2 protein-coding genes are annotated in these 1,089 nt (G+C 63.1%); both read left to right on the plus strand.

Annotated features, from left to right (window positions below):
• Positions 1-241 (plus strand): LamG-like jellyroll fold domain-containing protein (locus ACFW5B_RS35230; protein WP_386449200.1); only part of this gene is annotated, 241 nt, incomplete at its 5' end.
• 123 nt (positions 242-364) lie between these two features.
• The coding region (locus ACFW5B_RS35235; RefSeq protein WP_386449203.1) for a LamG domain-containing protein at positions 365-1,089 on the plus strand (725 nt) is incomplete at its 3' end.

Consider the following 1,089-nt stretch of genomic DNA (forward strand, 5'->3'; position numbering starts at 1 on the left):
GGCCGGCGTGTACGACTCCGCGACCAAGAAGGTCCAGCTGTTCGTCAACGGAAAGCCGCAGACAGCAGCCGACTTCACTACTCCGTGGCGAGCCGGCAGCGCCCTGCAGATCGGCAGGCTCTTCTACCAAGGCGTCTGGCAGGAACACTTCGCCGGAGCCATCGACAACGTCCGTATCTGGGACCGATCCATCGAGGCTGAAGAATTCGCCAACGAGGGTATCCAGATCACCGGCCAGTAGTCACTGAAGCACATTCTCAGCGGCACCGGGGCCCGGCAGGATCGCCGGGCCCGGTGCCCCTTCCGCGCCGGCAGGTGAGCTACCGCTCCATACGCCTGGCCTCCTATTGGATGAGGATCTCGAATGAAATCGCGCGGTAGCTTAACGCTGCCTTCAAAGTCTTTTATGGCGTTGGCCGCCGTCCTGTTGACGGCCACTGGTCCCTCGCTGTTCGCGCCATCGCCTGAAGCAACAGCTTCCGTAGCTCATGCCTCCTCGGCCGAAGAGGCAGCGTTCGGCTTGGATGAGGGCGCTGGTGCGCGGCGGTTGTCGGGTGGTGTGGCTGAGGAGTTCGTGGCGCAGTTGGGCGGCGGGGCCGAGCTGGGTGTTGCCGGCCGGACGGGTACCGCCCTGCGTCTGAACGGGACGTCGTCGTATGCGGCTACGGCCGGACCGGTGGTGGACACCACGAAATCGTTCTCTGTATCGGCCTGGGTCAAGCTCGACGACAAGGACCGCAACTACACGTTCCTGTCGCAGGCCGGTAACTGGGCAAGCGGCTTCCAGCTCTATTACTCGAAGGCCTACGACAAGTGGGTGTTCAACCGGCACACGAAGGACACCGACGACACCGCCATAGTCCGGGCCGTGAGCAACAATGCGGCTCACTCGGGCGTATGGACTCATCTGGCCGGTTCCTACGATGCGGCCCAGCAGACACTGTCGCTGTTCGTAGACGGCAAGTTGCAGCAGTCGGTTCCGTTCACTACTCCATGGCGAGCCGACGGTGGTCTGCAGATCGGGCGACTGCACTTCCAAGGTGCCTGGCAGGAGAACACCCGCGGTCTTGTCGATGAGGTGCGGACCAT

Origin of the sequence: Streptomyces sp. NPDC058773, from assembly GCF_042746015.1 — a bacterium.
In the GTDB taxonomy this organism is placed as follows: domain Bacteria; phylum Actinomycetota; class Actinomycetes; order Streptomycetales; family Streptomycetaceae; genus Streptomyces.